The sequence below is a fragment of the Bacillus sp. MYb78 genome (assembly GCF_002975115.1).
Classification (GTDB): Bacteria; Bacillota; Bacilli; order Bacillales; family Bacillaceae_G; genus Bacillus_A; species Bacillus_A cereus.
Genome location: NZ_PCOB01000003.1, coordinates 444891 through 462844 on the forward strand (window position 1 = coordinate 444891; position 17954 = coordinate 462844).

Sequence of the window (17954 nt, forward strand, 5' to 3'; positions counted from 1 at the left end):
GAATTTAAAAAAACATCAAGAGTTTTATTTAAACCATACAAAAGGAATTACTCATTTATAGAGCAATTCCTTTTTCTAATTTCTCAAATTCCCTTTTGTATCGTTTCCAACGTTTGTCAATAAAAACATGGTCTTCCTTTGATAAAAGGCTTCCTTTACAAAATCTTTTTTCTACAAACCCTGGAACTTCATCATTGAAATGATAAAAGAAGAATTCACCATGCTCTAACAAATATAGTTTAGGAATTTCATTACCCATTACAAAATATTCTTTGAATACATTTATATCCTGAGGATTTAGACCTGGCATTAAAATGAAATTTTTAAAATTAGCAATTAAGTAATTCTCATAATCAGAAACATTCATTTTTAGTAATGACAGACTTTGGATATCGGCAATAATTGAAACATCCATTGCATAATTAATTGAAAAGAAATCCTCAAAGCCATTCATCCAAGCATTTAAATCTTTAACGTACAAATTATTGTTATTCTTTCCATTATTTCGTTTGTTACAAATACATGCTTGTTTATATACACCAGATATTAATTGTGGGAGCATTCTCGCAATATCCCTATCTAATGAATACCCTTCCAAATTAAAGATAACAACTTCTTTGTTTTTGATGTGTTTAACAAAATCAATTTCCTCAAACTCACCTTTTTCCTTCGTATTAAAAATGTGAGAAACTTTAGCGTTTGATGTTAAGCGAGACAACATCATTCTCAATCCACTATTATGCTCAAATGCTTTACTTCCTTCTTCAAAATATTTTCCAATATACAATACAGTAAGACTATCAGCATCCTCTAATGAGCAATATAAATCAAATAACTCTTTTCCTTTTCTATTTGTATTGTTAACAAAATCACTTAATTCTTGTAATGTAATATGATTATCAAAAATTTTGTTTAGAATTTTGATAGATGCTTCTAATATACGTTCATGTGTGTCTAAGAAAAATTTAGGGGTATCTCTCCCTTCCCATTTCACTATTTTTTTCATTAGATTAATAACGAATTCTTCTTCTCCCCTTAATGGGTTAAATTTCACATTTTTAAGATAGGGACTAAAATAAATCACGTTTCTTCGATTACTTTTTGCTAATGTATAAGCAACCTTTGCTACATCCCCTTGGTTATCAAAGACTGTGACACCATGATTCTTTTGTTCTATATCTTGTTTTATCATTGGTATGTGAAACATCCCTGATATTCCAGTACCTACACTGCCTACAATCAAGGTGTTAAGTCCTCTACTCGATTCTTTTAAAAAGACTTTCTTTTTCTTCTCCTTATCAGTTCCAACAAACAAACTATTATTTTTCATGTTAATTCCCCCTTCTTAATTATTGACTTTAGTTAATAATATAAATAGAAGAGGAATGTTATAACTTTTTTCTGCTCTAACAACCCATGTAGTTGCTCTAATCATAAATAAAATGTCCTGGAATAAACGGTTTTTGCACTGAAACCATTAATTCATAGAAAATAAAAAGAGACCTACTCAGGTCTCTTCTAATCTGTTGTTAATCATGATAAGCACGTTTCATACGAAAACCTGCAATTTCTTTTTCATATACTGATATATTTGAAATTAAATCTAATAATTCTTGTCCAGTAAAAGAGAATTTCGAAGGACATTGGATTACCTTCCCTATTGCAATTTCATATAGTGCTAATGACCGTTCCATATCAGCGATGTCTTCGGCAACAAGAGGATATACTTCTTTATAACTTTGCAGTCTATTTTCAATCCCTTTTTTCTCCAATAACACATCATCATTGGTCTTAATTTTACTGTGAATATTACTTCTTTGATAATAATCAAAATATTTCTCTGCATGTTTGCGAATGCTTTTCTCATATTGATATTTCTCTATAATCTTACTTAACTCTACATTCTCATCTTTATTCATATAGACCTCCTGAATTGTTAAATTTTACATTATTATATCATAATCAACAGAAAGAGCATTGTTTGTTTATTAACTTCTTCAATTAAGTACGCATTCATAATCTGAAGATTTACCTATACAGTTTAAAGTACACTCCTTGCCAGAACCAACCAGTAAGTTTGTAGGAAACGGAAGAAATTGATTTATATATACACCTGTTTTATCTCGTATAATTATTTTGTTTTGTTGGCTCACAAAAATAGGTACATGCAATTTACTACTAATCGGAAAAAATTCCTCTCCAATTTCTTTTAATCTGTTTTTATTTTTGCTTGTTGTCATATTCAGCACCTCTTAAACGTTTTATAAACTACCTTAAATAAAACTTCTTTCTGAAGTTATCTTCACAACATGGTTTCATCCATTTTTTTATTAACCACATTTAATACATGTTGATTAGGAGAATATCTATTGTTGTCCATAATCCTTTTTGCCAAATCCGTATCCCCTAAATATCTTGCTACTCCAATTGCAATTGCAGGACTTCGACTCACTCCCGCTCCACAATGAATAACAAAAGAATCTGCTTTCTTATGGTTCTCAATAAATGAAAATAGCTGAAATGCTTGTAAGTCCGTAAAAATAGGATACTTTTCTAATCCTCTATTTCTCCATTCATCTTCTGTTACTCGTAAATCATAGAAATATAGTTCTAATATTCCTTTGTATTGCTTCTGATTATCCAGTGGAGGTAAATCCCCATCTTTATCTGCAATGCGAATTAGAACAGGGTATTCCCATTCTGATTGATGTTTTACCGCTTCATCTTCTGATAAAATTAGACACTTATCTTCTTCTAATTTCTTTAATTCAGGGAATATCTCTTTTACATCCACTTCTTTACCATTACAGTAAATACCAGGCGTATCCGAATTCAACTTAACTGTAAGACCTAATTGTTCAGCTAATGCAATTGCTTTTTCTTTATCAAATGCAAACTCTTTCATCCCTCACGCCCCCTTTTTGACAAACTGATAAGAATCCGATTTTTCTAAAGCATCCTCTATTTCTTCATGTTCAAATCCACATAAATCACAATCATAGGGAAATGAAATCTTTGATTTTTCACCTTCTACATACGAGTCCATTACTCGATAACATTCATAGCATAAAATATCATTCTTCTGAACTAATAATCCCTCAGATACAAGCTCCTCACATACTTCAGTGGCTTCTTGCGTGGATAGATTGAATCTTTTCACCAATATCGTATAGCAAAAAGATTTTACTAATCCTTTTGATAGCTTCTTAATATACTCTTTTGCTTTTGTCTGATTTTCATTCATAATGAATACCTCTCCATTCTATCTACTTATTTTAGTGATTTATTTTTTACTATTACACATAAAATTATTGACTATAGTTTTTAATGATTATATCATAAATATAAAGTGACAAACAGAACTATCGTTGATAATCACCTTAGATTTTACAGATAGATACAAGGAGATAACATGTACGGAAAATATGTAAATATTATTTTTAAAAATGAGAAATATAAAGTTTTTGTTCCTTGCAACCCAGATACACCAGAAAAAGTTTTGGAGGTATTTGCACTAAGGATACTACTTAGTTAATTAGTAAAGAAAAGAGTGATAAACATGCCAAGAAAAACTCGAAAAACAGAAGAAAGCAAACCATTAACAATTGAAGAAATAAGAGAAATAGAGCTACATAAGCTTAGAACAGGTCGGGCATTCACTCCCACTCCTACTTATCAACATAAAATTGGAGATACCGTAAATGTTAGTCATTTAAGAAATGCAAAAGTAGAAGCTGTTTACGATGATGGTCGTTTTTATGAAATTTCTTATCAGAAAAGTTTTAGAGTTGGAGGAGAACATAAATATACAGAGAGAATCGCTTGGTTTGAGTGGATGAAGGTAAGAGCTATTCCTGATGAATCTGCAACGAATTTTGTTAAAGAAGATAATGTTCGTTTGGATTTTTTTCAAGTAACTATCAATTCTCTTCTTCACAAGTTATACCATTTAGGTATTGATACATCACCTTTTTATCAAAGAGATTATGTATGGTCTCAAGAAGACAAAGAATCTTTAATTGATAGCATTTTTAATCACATTGAAATTGGTAAATTCGTTCTTGTTTTTAAAGGATATGAAGGCGATATGTATGAAGTGTTAGATGGAAAACAACGGCTATCTGCATTACAAGAGTTTTTTGAAGATAGATTCACTTACAGAGGAAAGTACTTTAGCCAATTAACACAACGGGACCAGAATCATTTTGGGAACTACTCTATTTCATTAGCCGAAAGTCAAAATGAACTAACAGAAAAACAGAAATTAGAATATTTCATTCAACTGAATACAACTGGTCGTGTGATGGATAAACAACATTTGAAAAAAGTAGAAACTCTTTATGCTACATTCACTGAATAGGAGAAAAAACATGGAATACAATTTATTTACAATGGATGAACATATTCCAACTCAATACATCCCTCCCACAGGCGAATATATTTCTTTTGGAACAAAAGAACATTACGTCGAAAAGTGTAAAGAATGGGGATTATTTAACACAAAACCAAAGAAAGATTTCCTATACAAAAGAGATAACAAACAGTTTGTTGTAACAATTGCAGGTTATCAAGAATCTGGCAAAGAAAAAAATGTAAATACACTGGTTATTCAATTCGATGATGGGAATTTGAGTTGTATTTTACCTGCGTTTTTGAAAGAAATGCAATCATCAAATTTCAATACGAAAAAAGAAATAATTTCAGAATAAAGACACTTTATATATAAAGGAAATATTGTTGAATGTCACTCATTAAAAATGTTATAATTTGTATGAAAGTGTTCATAAAAGCGTATTAAAAACTTCTGGGCTACGAAAATACAATCTACCACAAGTTCGTAAGAAAAGACTCTTTAGAAAAAGAGTCTTTTCTTACTGAATAACATTTACCATAAATTATTCAATGAGTCTTTCACCTTTTTAAGTGAAGGACTTTTTTATTTCTATGACCTAAATTAAATTGACAATAGTCAATGAAAAATAGTAATCTATTTATAAGGATATTAATTTATCCAGAAATAACAAAAAACGTTTTCTATTTATATTGTTTTTATGTAAATAGTTTCTTTATGTTTTATTTGAATAAATTCAATTTAAGAAAAAATATTTAAGTATATAGGTTTATGTTTCGGAGGGGTTTTGTATTTAATGGAAAGGCGTTGGTTCTGATGTTTCGATTTTTAAAATCTATTTTAGGTAAAAAGAAAGTGAATGTCACAAATTCAGGGACAGATATACCCTCTTCCCCTATTATCTTGACTCCTAAACAATGGGCAGAGGTATTAAATATTTCGTATGAGGATGATTCTATTTTATTTAAAAAAATTAATCACCGTGAAGATTCTCGAATTACAAAAAGCGAGTTCTTATCTATTAACTCTCTTTATCATCGGTCTTATTTAGCAGAAGAAATATCCGATTTATTGAGAGATAATGAATCTATTAAAAACGTGACATATGCGGGAACAAGAGTCTATATTGTTTCGAAAGACCCACTCTTAGGAACGTTTTATATGGATATTAAACGAGTACGTGAAAGTGTAGAGGATAGATATGACAAATAAGGTTTACGTATCAATTGAAGAAATAAAATCATTAGAACGTAATCTACATATAATAAATAATATTAATATCCTTATTGCACAGAGAAGACTGGCGAAAATGAGATTTGACATGATTTTTGAAAAAGCTAAACGAAGAATAGAAAGTAGGTGATGTATATGGATACATTCTTTTTCATTGCAAAAACTTATCTATTAATTGGATGTCTAACTCCATTAGTAGGTATTATCCTTAATTCCATTAGTCATAGAGAAAAACCAGATTTTACATTTGGCGAAACAAAACTCGTGGATATTATACAAGTCTATTGCATTTCCATTTTTGCATGGCCTATCGCCATTGCTTGTGCCATTATTGCACATAGTCGTGGTAGATGGCTTTAAAAAAATATGAAAGCAGGTGATTGGAATGGAATTATTTAAACTAATTTGCATCATATATATATCCTTAGGAATTATTTTTACATTTGGAATGATATTTACAAAGGCTATTAGAGATAAGGAAAAACCTGATTTTAAAATCGGAGAAGACACTTACCTGGATGCAATAAAATGTTATGCACTCGCTATTTTCTTATGGTGGCTTTGTTTATTTGTATTCATCTGCATGTCTAAACGTGGTGGATGGGTTTAATAGGAAAGGAGATGGATATTTATGTTGGTGTTTATCGGGAAATTATATTTACTGGCAGGGTTTTTATTTTTATTATCTATGATTTTTGCACGAACTATGAAAGAAAAATCAGGTATCAATCTTATGCTTGGAGCTTCTAACTTCAAAGATGCTGTAAAGAGTTATGCAGTTGCTATATTCCTATGGTGGCTTTGCATTCTTGCATTTTTCTTTGTATATAAAAATAAGGATTCTGAAAAAAAGGAGAATAAAAATGGTTGATTTGATTCATTTACTCAGTAAATCAGAACATGCTTCCGTTTACAAAATGCATTCAGAGATTTCGAATTGGGATGGTGTACACGTTATTGTAAGGAAAGATAATGGATATATACAACTGTCCATATAGAAGGCACAGTACTACCGAAAACGTCTAATATCAAGAGCAAGGAAAAATACAAAGGTGGCAATACCCTTTCCTTAATCGGTGCAGTTACCAACGCTCGATATGAATATCTTTACACGAAAAAAGAATATGCCGTCATATACTCTTCTTCCAGCCAAATAACGGCATGAATTTTTGTTAAAAAACCCTTTCTATATTCATAGAAAAGGTCTTTTTTATTAGAAAACGCATCTTTGAAACAATTATTAATATCAAAAATACCTTACTTGATTAAGTTTATTAATTGACTATAGTAAATAATTATGTTTATAATTTTAATAGATTAGATATATCAGAGAGGATGAATAACATGACAGAACCAAAAAAATATGGGATTCTCATGCAAGACAAATCAGGAAAAGTTGTACAATTAGAAAAAGGTTTAACGTTCAAGGAAGCCTATTCTAAAGTATGGGATTTAAGGGCAAAGCGTGATGGAAACTATTATCGGTTAGGGAATCTATAAAAATGAAAGACAAAATAGATTTACAAAAAATCAAGGGCTTCCCCTCTTCTATTAAACTTCTGTTTTTTATCTATTTCATTTTAGTTCTCTGCTCTTCTATGAGAATTTGTAGAGAAAATCTATATTTTGACATCTCCTATTTCTCAAGTGCCAGTATTTTAATATTTTTTTTATTTGTAGCAACCATAAAAGACCAGATTAAAGAGCCCAAATGGTAGTACCAAGGGTTCTTTTTTATTTAATTTGAAAGAACATTTCCTTTGATTTATAAATATGTGATAGAGAAATGCATGAGGAATATTCACTTATCTTTATCAATAACATATAAAAACTAAAATTGAGGTGATGATAATGGATAAAGAAATGCTTGAATTAATTAAAGAATTCAATATGAAATATAGCCAGTTAGAAGAGTCGTCTTTTTTCTCTGTTCATGAAATAGCAAAAGAAACGATATTAAAAGGGATTGATATATCATTAGATTCCTTTTCTGAGGAATCCTATAAGCAAATTTTACAACGGTACATACAAGCAAGTAATTATTTTCAACAAGAAGATGATAACAAAGCAAGATGCATCAGAGAAAACCTTCATGCTATATACTCCTACTACAGAGGACTAAACCCTGTCATGAAAACAGTGAATGGAAAAAGATTATATGGAAATAAGTTTAAAATATTTACAATTCATCAAACTGAACCTAAAATGAAAAAGGTCTTTGTTACAAAAATGACTGGAGAAAAATTAGAACATATTTTGATGTTTATTGAAGCAGTTGTTGGAAAGGAACTTGATTTATCTCAACTCGCTTTTTACGCAGGTTTATTCTTTGATATATACGAGTTGCAAAACGATGAATTGCGTGTTTTTGGTGAAGAAAATTTAATTGATTTTGATTTTGATAATTTAGGGACTGGTTATGGCTCACATATAAAATCAATTCGAAATCGTCATGCAAATCACAAGCCACTTCTATTGCAATCAAATTTATTATGGAAGGAAATGTACTTAGGAGATAGGCTACCTCGACTCATTCATTTTTATGAAGATAACTTTGATTTAATTACAGAAGCAGAATATCAAGACAATGGTCATTCCGTTCATGAACAGTTATATCAATGTTTAGATGCATACTTACATAACAGTCAGTTATTACTGACTCTATCAATATTTGTAAAGCATATCCAAACAGATAACGGTAGCTATATCGGCAGTGATTGTGCCGTAAGTATCATGACAGCACCATATACATTTGAATTACGTTTAGAAAGACCATCTGAAACACCATTCGAACTGTTTTTCAATAGAGATAAAAATGAAGAATTTACAATTGAAGATATATTGAGACCCTATTACGCAGAAGATTTAGTTGCAAAACAAAAACAAGGAGCCTAATTAGCCCCTTGTTTTTGTACAACTATTATTTGTACGATTGTGGTTGTTGTAAGCTTGCAACAAATTTATAAATTTTATTATAAATATATAAAAATTAATCATTGTTATAAATTGTTTTTATGATTATAATGGATAAATAGTCTAATTCTACGCATAAGTATATCAAGCGCACCGATATCACTTTAAATTGCCAGAGTATTAGGTTAATAATCACATTACAAGAAGTATAACATATTCTCCTTGAAAATCACTTTCCTATAATTGAGGAAGTGATTTTTTTGTTTAAGGATACTGGTTACTGTACTAAGTTTATTTACAAACAACTTCTATTCAACTCAATTTTCTGCTTTTTCATTTTTAACTTCATAACCGAAGTACATCGCTTTTATAAAATTATCTGTCCCTAATTCAGTAAGAACTTTAAGTCCATCACCTTGCTCCTCCCATTCAAAACGCATATCAAAATATTCATTTACTGCACAAACTATATCAGTTCTGCACATATTTAATAGTTCAGATAATGCATCAGCAATTTCTTTCGTAACTTTTATTTTGTCATTCTTCATGAGTAGGTCAGCGTTACTTTCGTTTTCTATCTTATTAATAACTTTTACAGTATTAATATCAACTGGATACCATTTTTCAAACCCTAAATCATTCGTTTCAAACTTGTCCTTTCCTATCTTTCTTAGGTATTCTCTATCACTCTTTGAAACAGGATATGAAGTATTTCCTTGTGTATACATACCATTATTTTCAGTAGGAATAATAATAGCTTGATGCTCTTTCTCGCAATCGGTTGTGTATACTAAATTACCTCGCACCCATTTCCCTTCTTTTGTAAGTCCTTTATATAATAGTGGTTTAATCATATTATTTCTCTTCCTTCTGGATAAAAATTATAATCCTTATATCTTTTCAACTCCCTTTTAACTTCCTCGCTCTTCTCTTCTCCACTTTTCTTTTTACCAAAATGAAAGATTCGCTCCTCCGACTTATTCTCAATTTCAGACTTTATCATGTGACACCATAATTCTTTAGAACAATAAATTCGTTTAAATTCATGGTCTACAAAGGGTTTATTTGTTTTTTCATCCCAGAAACAATTAATTTTCCCGATTTCAAAATACTCATATCGCTTAAAGCGGTTATAAATGGTTGGAACAACTGGCCCATTTACCCATGCGTGAATATCATCTGTAAACATCGGCTCTCCATGAATCCCTAAATTCCATCCTTGTGCATAGTACAGCAATTTTTGCAATTTTAGATGTGTGATAGACTCGTTCGTATTTGGTTTACTTTTATTAATTAATTCTTGTGCAATATGCATGGCTGTTATCTCAGTCTTGTTTTCACCTTTTAGATATATAAGTTCTTTCAGCATCCTCGCCTCGTAAAATATTATTTACTTAAGTATAACATATCATTGACTATAGTTAAATATAATATTATAATGTTACTTACAATAAATAGATTGTGAGGATATGAAAAATGAGATTAATTTCACTATTCAAAGATAATGAAAAAGCTTATATTAACCTCCCATTTAAGAGAGAGTTTTTCTTAAAAAGCCCTTTAGTTGAATGGATTTTAATTTTTTTATTTATTTTTACTGTTTTAATTGCAGTTTGCGGTTCGCATTTTCATATTAATAGTCCATACTACCAATGCTTTTCATTCTCTTTAAATATCATCTGTTTTTTCTTTCTCAATATTTATATTGGTGTTAAATGGAATAAGTAGAGTAATTAAAAACAGGAGGGTATAGAATGACTCAAAAAATAACCGTAACTTTAGAGAATAAAAGCAAACATATATATGATTATCACTACCTTGTAACAGTGATTCATTACTTAGAAAGTGAGAATATTGAACTCGTATTTCAAAGCGAAAATGATTCTGAAGTAGACGGTCATTCTGAACGTGAAGTTTGCATTCAATCAGATTTATTACAACGCATGTTATTTCTTGCAAAAACTACAAATAACAAAGTAAGTGTTACTGTAAAATCTGATTCATTTAACACACCCTATCCTACAGAACCATTACATATTTCTTATAATAAAGAAGAAGATTTTTTCGAATTAGGCATGGGGAATTCATCTGAAGAACTTGTTTTTGAAGCAGATATTTTATTAGGAGTAGTGAATTCTTTGCTTTTCTAAATAGATATTGTATGGATACGAGAAAGGAAGGAAGTATGATTAAAAGAGTATTTTATAAAGGTAATGAACGTTTTTTTACAAGTGAAGGAAAAGAAATCTTATTATTCGATATGGATGATACGATTGCTAATTTCGTAGATGAATGGTTGTCTGTATATAACAATCATTATCAAGATAATTTAAAAAAAGAACAATTGTTAAGTTGGGATGTTCAGCATTACACGAAAGATTATTGCGGGGCACAAATATATGACTTATTAAAACATCCAGGATTATACTTACACTATCCTAAGCCATTCCCTGGAGCCGTTGACGTATTGCAAGAGCTATCTGATACCTATGAAATCGTATTAGTCTCAGCAAGCCCAAGAGGACACGCTAATGGTGAGGCACACTGCCACAAGTATTGCAAAACTTCTAACCCTGCTGACGATAAAAGAAAATGGGTGGAGAAAAACTTGCCCTTTGTTCAGCAAAAGAACATTGTTTTTACTTCTTCAAAATATTTAGTAACAGGTTCATTACTATTTGATGATGCTCCTCATAATTTAGAAGAGTTTCATTCATTAGGGCGTGTTACTGTATGTATGAATCAACCATGGAACCAAGAGGTATCAGCGGATATTACGAGAGTGAACAATTGGCAGGAGTTTAAAGAAAAACTACCTGTATTGCTCCCTCCTATCCCTGAACTGATTAAAAGAATAACTCAATAACTAAAAAGAAGGCATTCCAGTTCATCCAAATGCCTTTTTGTAAATTTATTAAAAACAATAAGGAAGTGAATAGAATGGGTACATTAGATGCACCTCTTATGATACTTAATAAACATTTGGAGTGTATAAAAGAAGATATCGAGAATTACAAGAAACAAGCACGGGAAAATCCTACAAGTACGGAAATTATTCAAAATTTATTAATTCCTAAAAACGAATTAAATAGCAAAAAAGTTGAATTCGCCATCCGTATTTTAGAAACTTTTGAACCTAAAGAAGATAATTCTGATAAATATCCGTTTTTTAAAGGGGATTCAGTTCTTAACAAAAGAAGTGGCAAAACACATGTCATTGAAAGTTATGTAGGCAACGGGCAATTCAAAAGCAAGAATGGTTCTACTTTACATATGAAAAACTTAGAGAAAATCTCATAAATCTAATACATCTATACAATAAATTAGTTGACGAAAAAGTTTCTTCTCGATATGCTGAAAAAAGAAAGTGTATACATTGTTCAGCTTGTATACATTGAAAGGATGTTTTAGCATATGAACAAGAGAATTAAGAAAAAACAAATAAAACAAAATGTATGTATGGTTTGTGGTTCTACATTAGTAGAGAAATCTTCTAATTATAGTAGTGTGTTAATCTCAGTTAAAGAAGAATGTCCAAATTGCCATAATTACATAGTTGAAACAACGTTAACAGGAATTAACAAAACAATTTCAGGTTCTCAATTTAACTATAATTTTGATATGAATAACTCCGAAAAACAGGTTCTTGAAAGAAAAGAAAGAAAATTACTACGTTTCTTAAAGAAAAACGGAAAAATCAAGGTTAACTAACATTTGTTTTTCTCTTTGCAGTAAGATATAATATTGATTAATTGGTAAACATCCGATATGGAGATAGGAGTATAAACTTATATACTTCTTACAAAAACACCGTACTGTAATACGGTGTTTTTTATTTTATATAATCTCAAAAAACAATAATAATTGTCTATTTAAGTAATATATTTTTTACTTATTTTATATATTTTATTTACAATAGTTTAATTGTGTTTTACAATAGCTATATACGAGTAACACTGATAAAGGACGTGACTTCTATAAATGATAGAATTCAATTAATAAAGTTATACTTTTGCAGTAAAAATGCATATCTTACTTTATTACAGACAACATTGGCTGTACTATTCAGCTCCCTTTTTCTTTTGTTAATGAATGATAAAGAACTTGAATCTTTTTTGTTTCATAAAAGATTTTTATATTATGCACTGGCAATGAATGTTTTTGTCTGTTTTATTACTATGCCCTTATTAATATTCTTTGTACCAAATAAAAAATCCCACTAAAGAAAGGATTGTCTTTTACACATGGCTCGTTTATCAAAAACAAAAGCAAATAAACTCGGTGGATTCCTTTGTAAAATCCTTCGTCATTCCCCTTCTCAATTCCATGTTTCTTTAGATGAATATGGTTATGCACCAATTGATGAACTATTAAATGCCATTTCTTCGAATGAAAAATGGGTTAATCTTGTGACTGTTGAGATGATTTTAGAGGTTGTTAAAACAGACGAAAAACAACGTTACAAACTCGACTCTACAGGAACAAAAATAAAAGCTCGATACGGTCATAGTATTGCGGTGAAAAGTGATGAAGAGCAAAATCGAGTGTTACCAGATATTCTTTATCATGGTACTGGTATGGAACATTTGGACTCTATTCAAAAATTGGGGTTACTGCCAATGAAACGAGTAAATGTTCATTTATCAGAAACAACCTTTTTTGCAAATAAATCTGCGAAACGTAATCAGTTTCCCGTTTTATTAAAAGTAGATACCATTATGGCCAAGAATCTTGGCGTAACTGTTGAATATGCAGGTGACGAGGTGTGGTTGAGCTCCCCTATTCCATCTGATTGCTTAACAGATGTAAATAAAGAGATGTAAATAAAGGAAGTAGTTATTAATGAGAACCATTACATGTAAATGCGGAGAGAAGAAAACCATTGACAGCGGTATCGCATCTGTTGGAGATATCTTCTTACCGAAGTGAGCTTCATTCCTCCCACTTCTTTAGTGGTGGGAGGAATGAAGTTCTTTTTCCTTTATAGAACATACGTTTACATTATATAATATGCATAAACAAAAAAGAAAGGAGTGAAGGGCAATGACAAAACCAAAGAAAGATTGTTTTATTGTAGAACTAAAATTAATGTTGGATACATGGCAAACGGATATTCTATGTAAACGTTTTGAAATTGCCCGTAAACTCTATAACACCACATTATCTTACGCAACGAAACAATATAGGCTCATGAAAGAATCAAAAGCTTATAGAAAACAAATACGTTGCTATCAAAAGGCAAAAAAAGCAAATCACCCAAAAGAATGGAAAGAAATATCAAAAGAATTAGATAGTATTCGTCAATCTTTTGGATTAAGTGAATATCAACTTCACGCTTATATAAAAAAACACCAACATAATTATAAAAAACACATAGATAGCTATACCTCTCAAAAAATTGCTTCTACCGTTTGGAAAGCGATGGAAGATGTGATATTTAAAGGGGCAAAAGCACACTTTAAATCATACGGAATGCTTCATTCGGTAGAAGGGAAATCGAATAAAACGGGTATTCGATTTAAAGAAAACAGGGTCTATTGGAATGGATTACTCCTTCCTGTTCATTTTCGCAAGAATGATTTATTTATAAAAGAATCTCTCGCCCTTCATACGATAAAATATTGTCGTTTTGTCAAAAAAGTAATTCGTGGAAAAGTTACGTTTTATGTACAGCTTGTTATGGGTGGCATTCCCCCTGCAAAGAGAATCAATAAAACAGGAGCATTTCGACATTCCTACCAAAAGAAAAAGCGAGTAGGTATAGATATTGGTCCTTCTACCATTGCCATTGTTTCGGAAGAAACCGTTTCTATCCAAAAAATTGCTCCTGATGTTCCTTTATTTGAGAATCAAAAAAGACGTTTATTACGCAAGTTAGATAGAAGCCGTAGACGTACAAATCCAAATAACTTTAACACAAATGGCACAATAAAACGTGGCATCAAGCTTCATTGGATATGTAGTAAAAACTATCAAAAAACAAAAAAATTATTAAATGAGTTGTACAGAAAAAAAGCTTCTTATATCAAAGAAAAACATGGTGCATTAGCAAATCACATTTTATCTTTAGGTGATGAAGTGTATATTGAAACCATGCATTTTAAAGGATTAGCAAAACGTACAAAAGAGACAAAAACAAATCAACAAGGCAGATTCCAATCCAAAAAGCGTTTTGGGAAAAGTATTGGGAATCATGCCCCTGCCATGTTAGTGAACATCATCAATCAAAAATTGAAGTATGGTAAACAAGAGATACAAAAAGTAAATACGATAACTTTTAGAGCCAGTCAATATAATCATGTAACAAATAGCTATGAAAAGAAAAAACTCCATCAACGATGGAGTCAAATCGGAAATCATCTCGTACAACGAGATTTATATAGTGCTTTTTTATTAATGAATAGTGATGCAAATTTAAAACAAACCAATCAAGAACGCTGTATCGAAACATTCGATACCTTTGTACATCTACATAATCAACACATAGAAGCATTACAACAAACAAAGAAAAAATACCCACTCAGCATGGGTATCCTATAAAATAAGGAACCATTCCTTCGTAGGTAGAGCTACCTGCCTTCGTTAAAACTTATTGCCAACACAACATCGGTTGTGTAAATAAGAAAGTCTTATGGAACAGAAGATAAATCAAAGATGTTGTACACAGAATATCGTAACACCATCTGTGGAGAGCTTTGTAACGATTCTCTTAAGTACATAAGAACCCCACTGCTTTAGCCGAGGGAGTAGTCAGATACAGGATTTCAAACTATATTTACTTTTGATGCAGAGTGCATTCATTTATGCCCTACATGTTGGACTAAAGCAAAAGAACATGCTGTAGCCATACATCAACTTCTTGAAAAGCCTTATATATCTATAGACCAATTCTTAGAAGATGAGATTAAATGATGCATAAAGTAACTTGTACATGTGGACAGCATAGTATAGAGGCAAATAAAAACTCTCTAAATAAAGAACTAATAGATGCAGGATGGGGTGTAATCCCTTCTAATCGAGGTACATTTATTTATATTTGCCCTTCTTGCTATCAAAGAGCAAGACAGTTAATCAAAGAGTTTCATCAAATAACACAAGATACATACATTAGTATCTCCTCTATCATTCGCAAAATAGAGGAAGAAAATGAAACCAAGCAGTAATTAGAAAGGATGAATAGAAATGGGTTGGCGTTTTGAAGTATTATTACTACCAAAAACAATTAAAAATGAAGACTTAATTCAATCAACGCATCAAATACTTAAGGATGAACCAAAGATAATAATGGACAGCCATGTTTTAATGGTAGCCCCACCCTCACCTGATTTTTATTTCAAAAAAATCTCATTAGATTCTATTGGAAATTATGAATCTCCTGTTTTTACACCCAGGGAATTCGCACTGAAATTATCAAACGTAATTAGAAATGAGGATTTTATCATTGCCAATTATTGCGACGGAACTGCCCAAGGGTTAATCTCGCATTTTAGAAATGGATGCCTTGTGCAAAAAATTGAAAGTCCAGAACTCGATAAATTAGAAATAGGACGACAGTTATTAACTGATACCTTACACTTCCCTGTTTCTGAATCTATCCTATCATCAATTGATTCTTATTTTTCTTTTCTGCATGAGAGAAATCCCTATTCTCTTATCTCTTATGCTCACCTGCATTTCTCTTCTGTATCCGAAAAAAGACCGATGCGTAGAGCATTGTATGAACAAGTACAAGCGTTGATTCAAAATCCTAATGTAACGGATGAAGAATTAGGTACATTGAAAGGTTCCCACAGTTTCCCTCCTTCTATCGTTCGACCTTATTATCAACGTTACATAATGGAGTCAAATAAAAATATAGCGTTAGAAAAAATGTATCTGTTTACGAATGGATTCGAGGGTGACGCAACATTAAAAGATGCTCCCACCTATCTATCACCTAATAATTATTTCCAATTAACATCGGATTATAGAAATCTTACAATTTAATACACACGAGCAAACCTCCTTTAATTTTATTGACTATAGTTAATAATTTATTTATAATATAACTTATAAATACACATCGAAGGTTTTTCTTGTGTTCAGAGTACATATCTTAAATCAAAACTTACTGGTTACAGGCGGTATCGCAGTGGGAAAGACTTTTTTCTTAAATGAATCACTTATGGATTTATTAACAAAATGCGAAAACACCCTACTATTAACACCTAATATAAATGAATTTAAAACACCTATTACAACATTTAATGGAAGAACAATTTCTTCTACTAAAATAAATAATGATATTGATGGTTCTTTATTTCAAATCGTTGAAATTAATCCATTTTCACAATCATTAGATGAAGTCAAACATTCATTCATGGAATTTGTAAGCAGTTTTGAAACTATAATTCAAAGTGGAATAAAAACGGTAATGATTGATGAAGGAATGCAACTACTAAATGAAGTACCTTTCCCCTCATTTATAAAGTTTGTTGAACGATTAAATGAAAAAGGTGTACGAGTAATTTTCACCTCTCAATTAGAGCTTCATCGACTTCCTATCGACCAGTTCATGCAAGTAGATAAATTGTTTCCTTGTGTATTAAAACTGAATCATCAATATAAACCATTAGAAACCGCATCATAAAATGAAGGAGGATGAATATATGAGTAGACAATATTACGGAATCATGGTTCATGGTTCTATCTCAAACAAAGTATTAGCAGAAAAAACATTAGAAATTTTAAAGGATAACGAATTAAAAGTTAACTACGGAAGTCAGTGCTTAGTCACGCTACCTGTAGATGAAAAATATAATTTCAAGGTTATCAATTACGGAAGCATTTTGAATCACGAGATTACACCATTTGCTGATGAGACATTAGCAAAGGAATTATCAGAAAGAATTCCTTTTCAGGATTTCATAGTCTTCCATTTCCATAGCGTAACGGATACAGGCTATTTTAGACACTATATGAATGGTGTTCTGATTGAAGAAAAAGCTGATAAAATCGAAGGAGATAATTTTATCTGTGCTCAAAATCTATTCAAGCAGGTTTTTGGTATCCCAAGATATAAAAATCTGATGCAAATCATTGAGAAGTATTTCAAAGTGGCATTAGAACGTAACCCGTATTTACAAGGTGCCTCTTATGCTCATCTGTTATTCGCACAAGAGGATGCATTTTGGGGAAATAAAGAATTATGTGATGCAATTCAAGAACAATTAAAGCATCCAACGAAGCAAAAGGAAAATCACTCTTCACTTCAATATTATTTAAATAGATATGAAAATGAGAAAGTAGATAATAGAGTAATGTATTACTTATTAACTAACGGTTTTTATCGAAGTGCTACCTTATTAGATTCTCCACATCAGTTAAAACCTGAAGAATACTTTGAATTTCATCAAAGTGTTAAAAAAATAGCATAACAGAATGAAAGCAATACCTAATAGGTGTTGCTTTTTTCATT

At 30.9% G+C, this 17954-nt stretch carries 26 protein-coding genes; 19 read left to right on the plus strand and 7 right to left on the minus strand.

Features of this window, described 5'->3' with window-relative positions; all coding sequences use genetic code 11:
* Positions 1–55: 55 nt before the first annotated feature.
* The 5 genes from CQ064_RS10330 to CQ064_RS10350 all read right to left on the minus strand — a co-directional run bounded on the left by CQ064_RS10330 (position 56) and on the right by CQ064_RS10350 (position 3244).
* Positions 56–1330, minus strand: a complete 1275-nt coding sequence (locus CQ064_RS10330) for a type IV secretory system conjugative DNA transfer family protein (RefSeq protein ID WP_000794841.1) — start codon at positions 1328–1330, stop codon at positions 56–58.
* 199 nt (positions 1331–1529) lie between these two features.
* The gene (locus tag CQ064_RS10335; protein ID WP_001030601.1) at positions 1530–1919 is read right to left on the minus strand and encodes a hypothetical protein; all 390 of its coding nucleotides are present in this window, start codon (positions 1917–1919) and stop codon (positions 1530–1532) included.
* 78 nt (positions 1920–1997) lie between these two features.
* Entirely contained in the window at positions 1998–2240 is a 243-nt protein-coding gene (locus CQ064_RS10340; protein ID WP_000213570.1) for a hypothetical protein, read from the minus strand.
* A gap of 62 nt (positions 2241–2302) precedes the next feature.
* Positions 2303–2905: a protein-tyrosine phosphatase family protein gene (locus CQ064_RS10345; protein ID WP_000657179.1), complete on the minus strand. Its 603-nt coding sequence runs from the start codon at positions 2903–2905 to the stop codon at positions 2303–2305.
* A 3-nt stretch (positions 2906–2908) separates the two neighbouring features.
* Complete coding sequence (locus tag CQ064_RS10350) at positions 2909–3244, minus strand: hypothetical protein (protein WP_001004992.1); 336 nt, start codon at positions 3242–3244, stop codon at positions 2909–2911.
* Positions 3245–3559: 315 nt separating this feature from the next.
* On the opposite strand from CQ064_RS10350, the gene CQ064_RS10355 reads away from it, so the two are divergent.
* The 9 genes from CQ064_RS10355 to CQ064_RS10385 all read left to right on the plus strand — a co-directional run bounded on the left by CQ064_RS10355 (position 3560) and on the right by CQ064_RS10385 (position 8479).
* Positions 3560–4360, plus strand: a complete 801-nt coding sequence (locus CQ064_RS10355; RefSeq protein ID WP_003273355.1) for a DUF262 domain-containing protein — start codon at positions 3560–3562, stop codon at positions 4358–4360.
* Positions 4361–4370: 10 nt separating this feature from the next.
* The gene (locus CQ064_RS10360; protein WP_000456197.1) at positions 4371–4709 is read left to right on the plus strand and encodes a hypothetical protein; all 339 of its coding nucleotides are present in this window, start codon (positions 4371–4373) and stop codon (positions 4707–4709) included.
* Between the two features lie 458 nt (positions 4710–5167).
* On the plus strand, positions 5168–5563 hold the full coding sequence (locus CQ064_RS10365; protein ID WP_000488236.1) for an SAM domain-containing protein: 396 nt from the start codon (positions 5168–5170) through the stop codon (positions 5561–5563).
* Between the two features lie 156 nt (positions 5564–5719).
* Positions 5720–5944: a hypothetical protein gene (locus CQ064_RS10370; RefSeq protein ID WP_000379305.1), complete on the plus strand. Its 225-nt coding sequence runs from the start codon at positions 5720–5722 to the stop codon at positions 5942–5944.
* Positions 5945–5969: 25 nt separating this feature from the next.
* Positions 5970–6194, plus strand: a complete 225-nt coding sequence (locus tag CQ064_RS10375; RefSeq protein WP_000418552.1) for a hypothetical protein — start codon at positions 5970–5972, stop codon at positions 6192–6194.
* A 21-nt stretch (positions 6195–6215) separates the two neighbouring features.
* The gene (locus CQ064_RS10380) at positions 6216–6455 is read left to right on the plus strand and encodes a hypothetical protein (RefSeq protein ID WP_000959892.1); all 240 of its coding nucleotides are present in this window, start codon (positions 6216–6218) and stop codon (positions 6453–6455) included.
* Positions 6448–6582, plus strand: coding sequence for a hypothetical protein (locus CQ064_RS34030; protein ID WP_015055219.1), 135 nt, complete (start codon positions 6448–6450; stop codon positions 6580–6582). Before CQ064_RS10380 ends, CQ064_RS34030 begins: the two co-directional genes overlap by 8 nt.
* Positions 6583–6928: 346 nt before the next feature.
* Positions 6929–7084, plus strand: a complete 156-nt coding sequence (locus tag CQ064_RS33585) for a hypothetical protein (protein WP_000138674.1) — start codon at positions 6929–6931, stop codon at positions 7082–7084.
* A gap of 351 nt (positions 7085–7435) precedes the next feature.
* On the plus strand, positions 7436–8479 hold the full coding sequence (locus tag CQ064_RS10385) for a hypothetical protein (protein WP_000356902.1): 1044 nt from the start codon (positions 7436–7438) through the stop codon (positions 8477–8479).
* A 335-nt stretch (positions 8480–8814) separates the two neighbouring features.
* On the opposite strand, the gene CQ064_RS10390 is transcribed toward CQ064_RS10385, so the two are convergent.
* Together CQ064_RS10390 and CQ064_RS10395 are read right to left on the minus strand one after the other, a co-directional pair.
* Complete coding sequence (locus tag CQ064_RS10390) at positions 8815–9351, minus strand: hypothetical protein (RefSeq protein ID WP_000595034.1); 537 nt, start codon at positions 9349–9351, stop codon at positions 8815–8817.
* Entirely contained in the window at positions 9348–9866 is a 519-nt protein-coding gene (locus tag CQ064_RS10395) for a Panacea domain-containing protein (RefSeq protein ID WP_000910601.1), read from the minus strand. Before CQ064_RS10395 ends, CQ064_RS10390 begins: the two co-directional genes overlap by 4 nt.
* A gap of 385 nt (positions 9867–10251) precedes the next feature.
* Here CQ064_RS10395 and CQ064_RS10405 point away from each other — a divergent pair, with 385 nt between their 5' ends.
* The 10 genes from CQ064_RS10405 to CQ064_RS10450 all read left to right on the plus strand — a co-directional run bounded on the left by CQ064_RS10405 (position 10252) and on the right by CQ064_RS10450 (position 17913).
* On the plus strand, positions 10252–10647 hold the full coding sequence (locus CQ064_RS10405) for a hypothetical protein (protein WP_000192253.1): 396 nt from the start codon (positions 10252–10254) through the stop codon (positions 10645–10647).
* Between the two features lie 35 nt (positions 10648–10682).
* Positions 10683–11363: a 5' nucleotidase, NT5C type gene (locus tag CQ064_RS10410; protein ID WP_015055218.1), complete on the plus strand. Its 681-nt coding sequence runs from the start codon at positions 10683–10685 to the stop codon at positions 11361–11363.
* A 74-nt stretch (positions 11364–11437) separates the two neighbouring features.
* A complete protein-coding gene (locus CQ064_RS10415) occupies positions 11438–11797 on the plus strand; it encodes a hypothetical protein (protein ID WP_000536907.1) in 360 nt (119 codons plus the stop codon).
* A gap of 114 nt (positions 11798–11911) precedes the next feature.
* The gene (locus CQ064_RS10420) at positions 11912–12208 is read left to right on the plus strand and encodes a hypothetical protein (protein WP_001042278.1); all 297 of its coding nucleotides are present in this window, start codon (positions 11912–11914) and stop codon (positions 12206–12208) included.
* Between the two features lie 533 nt (positions 12209–12741).
* Entirely contained in the window at positions 12742–13320 is a 579-nt protein-coding gene (locus CQ064_RS10425) for an RNA 2'-phosphotransferase (protein ID WP_000113349.1), read from the plus strand.
* Positions 13321–13540: 220 nt separating this feature from the next.
* Positions 13541–15037 carry a hypothetical protein gene (locus tag CQ064_RS10430; RefSeq protein WP_000165578.1) on the plus strand — a complete coding sequence of 499 codons (1497 nt, stop codon included), beginning with the start codon at positions 13541–13543 and terminating at the stop codon, positions 15035–15037.
* A 371-nt stretch (positions 15038–15408) separates the two neighbouring features.
* Positions 15409–15660 (plus strand): hypothetical protein, encoded by a 252-nt coding sequence (locus CQ064_RS10435; RefSeq protein WP_238546631.1) that lies wholly within the window; start codon positions 15409–15411, stop codon positions 15658–15660.
* A gap of 19 nt (positions 15661–15679) precedes the next feature.
* Positions 15680–16483 (plus strand): hypothetical protein, encoded by an 804-nt coding sequence (locus tag CQ064_RS10440; protein ID WP_000539830.1) that lies wholly within the window; start codon positions 15680–15682, stop codon positions 16481–16483.
* Between the two features lie 91 nt (positions 16484–16574).
* Positions 16575–17126 carry a hypothetical protein gene (locus tag CQ064_RS10445; protein ID WP_003320158.1) on the plus strand — a complete coding sequence of 184 codons (552 nt, stop codon included), beginning with the start codon at positions 16575–16577 and terminating at the stop codon, positions 17124–17126.
* 19 nt (positions 17127–17145) lie between these two features.
* Entirely contained in the window at positions 17146–17913 is a 768-nt protein-coding gene (locus CQ064_RS10450) for a hypothetical protein (protein ID WP_000091003.1), read from the plus strand.
* Positions 17914–17954: the final 41 nt, after the last annotated feature.

What these genes read in the sequence shown, in the direction of transcription:
- CQ064_RS10330 (WP_000794841.1), bottom strand. Translation starts at nt 1,330, where the DNA reads ATGAAAAATAATAGTTTGTTTGTTGGAACTGATAAGGAGAAGAAAAAG.
- CQ064_RS10335 (WP_001030601.1), bottom strand. Translation starts at nt 1,919, where the DNA reads ATGAATAAAGATGAGAATGTAGAGTTAAGTAAGATTATAGAGAAATAT.
- CQ064_RS10340 (WP_000213570.1), bottom strand. Translation starts at nt 2,240, where the DNA reads ATGACAACAAGCAAAAATAAAAACAGATTAAAAGAAATTGGAGAGGAA.
- CQ064_RS10345 (WP_000657179.1), bottom strand. Translation starts at nt 2,905, where the DNA reads ATGAAAGAGTTTGCATTTGATAAAGAAAAAGCAATTGCATTAGCTGAA.
- CQ064_RS10350 (WP_001004992.1), bottom strand. Translation starts at nt 3,244, where the DNA reads ATGAATGAAAATCAGACAAAAGCAAAAGAGTATATTAAGAAGCTATCA.
- CQ064_RS10355 (WP_003273355.1), top strand. Translation starts at nt 3,560, where the DNA reads ATGCCAAGAAAAACTCGAAAAACAGAAGAAAGCAAACCATTAACAATT.
- CQ064_RS10360 (WP_000456197.1), top strand. Translation starts at nt 4,371, where the DNA reads ATGGAATACAATTTATTTACAATGGATGAACATATTCCAACTCAATAC.
- CQ064_RS10365 (WP_000488236.1), top strand. Translation starts at nt 5,168, where the DNA reads ATGTTTCGATTTTTAAAATCTATTTTAGGTAAAAAGAAAGTGAATGTC.
- CQ064_RS10370 (WP_000379305.1), top strand. Translation starts at nt 5,720, where the DNA reads ATGGATACATTCTTTTTCATTGCAAAAACTTATCTATTAATTGGATGT.
- CQ064_RS10375 (WP_000418552.1), top strand. Translation starts at nt 5,970, where the DNA reads ATGGAATTATTTAAACTAATTTGCATCATATATATATCCTTAGGAATT.
- CQ064_RS10380 (WP_000959892.1), top strand. Translation starts at nt 6,216, where the DNA reads ATGTTGGTGTTTATCGGGAAATTATATTTACTGGCAGGGTTTTTATTT.
- CQ064_RS34030 (WP_015055219.1), top strand. Translation starts at nt 6,448, where the DNA reads ATGGTTGATTTGATTCATTTACTCAGTAAATCAGAACATGCTTCCGTT.
- CQ064_RS33585 (WP_000138674.1), top strand. Translation starts at nt 6,929, where the DNA reads ATGACAGAACCAAAAAAATATGGGATTCTCATGCAAGACAAATCAGGA.
- CQ064_RS10385 (WP_000356902.1), top strand. Translation starts at nt 7,436, where the DNA reads ATGGATAAAGAAATGCTTGAATTAATTAAAGAATTCAATATGAAATAT.
- CQ064_RS10390 (WP_000595034.1), bottom strand. Translation starts at nt 9,351, where the DNA reads ATGATTAAACCACTATTATATAAAGGACTTACAAAAGAAGGGAAATGG.
- CQ064_RS10395 (WP_000910601.1), bottom strand. Translation starts at nt 9,866, where the DNA reads ATGCTGAAAGAACTTATATATCTAAAAGGTGAAAACAAGACTGAGATA.
- CQ064_RS10405 (WP_000192253.1), top strand. Translation starts at nt 10,252, where the DNA reads ATGACTCAAAAAATAACCGTAACTTTAGAGAATAAAAGCAAACATATA.
- CQ064_RS10410 (WP_015055218.1), top strand. Translation starts at nt 10,683, where the DNA reads ATGATTAAAAGAGTATTTTATAAAGGTAATGAACGTTTTTTTACAAGT.
- CQ064_RS10415 (WP_000536907.1), top strand. Translation starts at nt 11,438, where the DNA reads ATGGGTACATTAGATGCACCTCTTATGATACTTAATAAACATTTGGAG.
- CQ064_RS10420 (WP_001042278.1), top strand. Translation starts at nt 11,912, where the DNA reads ATGAACAAGAGAATTAAGAAAAAACAAATAAAACAAAATGTATGTATG.
- CQ064_RS10425 (WP_000113349.1), top strand. Translation starts at nt 12,742, where the DNA reads ATGGCTCGTTTATCAAAAACAAAAGCAAATAAACTCGGTGGATTCCTT.
- CQ064_RS10430 (WP_000165578.1), top strand. Translation starts at nt 13,541, where the DNA reads ATGACAAAACCAAAGAAAGATTGTTTTATTGTAGAACTAAAATTAATG.
- CQ064_RS10435 (WP_238546631.1), top strand. Translation starts at nt 15,409, where the DNA reads ATGCATAAAGTAACTTGTACATGTGGACAGCATAGTATAGAGGCAAAT.
- CQ064_RS10440 (WP_000539830.1), top strand. Translation starts at nt 15,680, where the DNA reads ATGGGTTGGCGTTTTGAAGTATTATTACTACCAAAAACAATTAAAAAT.
- CQ064_RS10450 (WP_000091003.1), top strand. Translation starts at nt 17,146, where the DNA reads ATGAGTAGACAATATTACGGAATCATGGTTCATGGTTCTATCTCAAAC.